Here is a 1,048-nt window from a genome sequence, read left to right as displayed (position 1 = left end):
ACCCCGCCGGTGGCGCCCCCGCGCCGGCCGCCTCCACCACCGACGCGAGCCCACCGGGCTCCGCCGCGCCCGCCGCGGAGCTCGCCGCCGAGCTGCGCCGCCTGGAGTCCGCCCGTGGCGTGCGCATCGGCGCCTTCGCCTACGACCCGGCGAGCGGCCGCACCCTCTCCTACCGTGCGGACGAGAGCTTCCCCGTCCTGTCCACCTTCAAGGCCTTCGTGGCCGCGGCCGTCCTCGACAAGGCCCGCCGGGTGTCCCCGGGGCTGCTGGAGCGGAAGGTGCACTGGACGGCGCGCGACGAGGTGAGCGACTCGCCCACCACGCGTGGCCGGGGCGTGGCCGGCATGACCGTGGCGGAACTCTGCCACGCCGCCGTCACCCGCAGCGACAACACCGCGGGCAACCTCCTGCTGAGGGAGATCGGCGGCCCGTCCGGCCTCACCCGCCACCACCGGGCGCTCGGCGACCCGGTCACCCGGCTGGACCGCTGGGAGCCCGAACTCAACGACTGGCACCCGGGGGAGCCACGCGACACCACCACACCGGCCGCCGCCGGCCGCGCCCTCGAACGGGTGGCCCTCGGTACGGCCCTGGTGCCCGAAGACCGGGCACGGCTGAACGGCTGGCTGCGCGCCACCGTCACCGGCTCCGAGCGGATCAGGGCCGGCGTGCCCGAGGACTGGGAGGTCGGCGACAAGACCGGGACCAGCAGCGCGTACGGCGGCGCCCACGACATCGCCGTGGTGCGCCCCCGCTCCGGCGCACCCGTGGTCCTCGCGATCCTCACCCGCCGGACCACCGCGGCCGCGCCGTCGGACAGCGTCTCCGTCGCCGACCTCCCAGTCCTCGGGCACGCCGGCCCTGATCCGCTCGGAGCCGGTGACGGTGGCGCGCAGCCAGCCGTTCAGCCGTGCCCGGTCTTCGGGCACCAGGGCCGTACCGAGGGCCACCCGTTCGAGGGCGCGGCCGGCGGCGGCCGGTGTGGTGGTGTCGCGTGGCTCCCCCGGGTGCCAGTCGTTGAGTTCGGGCTCCCAGCGGTCCAGCCGGG

The 1,048-nt window shown here is 76.9% G+C and carries 2 pseudogenes; one reads left to right on the top strand and one right to left on the bottom strand.

The features are described from left to right. Positions 1–119: 119 nt before the first annotated feature. Positions 120–776: pseudogene (gene bla, locus EAO71_RS40235) on the top strand (class A beta-lactamase); the annotation flags it as partial. A 114-nt stretch (positions 777–890) separates the two neighbouring features. Here bla and EAO71_RS40230 read toward each other — a convergent pair. Next, positions 891–1,043: pseudogene (locus EAO71_RS40230) on the bottom strand (class A beta-lactamase); the annotation flags it as partial. Positions 1,044–1,048 lie beyond the last annotated feature (5 nt).

The organism is Streptomyces sp. MS191 (assembly GCF_008042125.1).
Classification (GTDB): Bacteria; Actinomycetota; Actinomycetes; order Streptomycetales; family Streptomycetaceae; genus Streptomyces.
The sequence above is the reverse complement of the archived record's forward strand: the minus strand, read 5'-3'. Positions and strand labels throughout refer to the sequence as shown.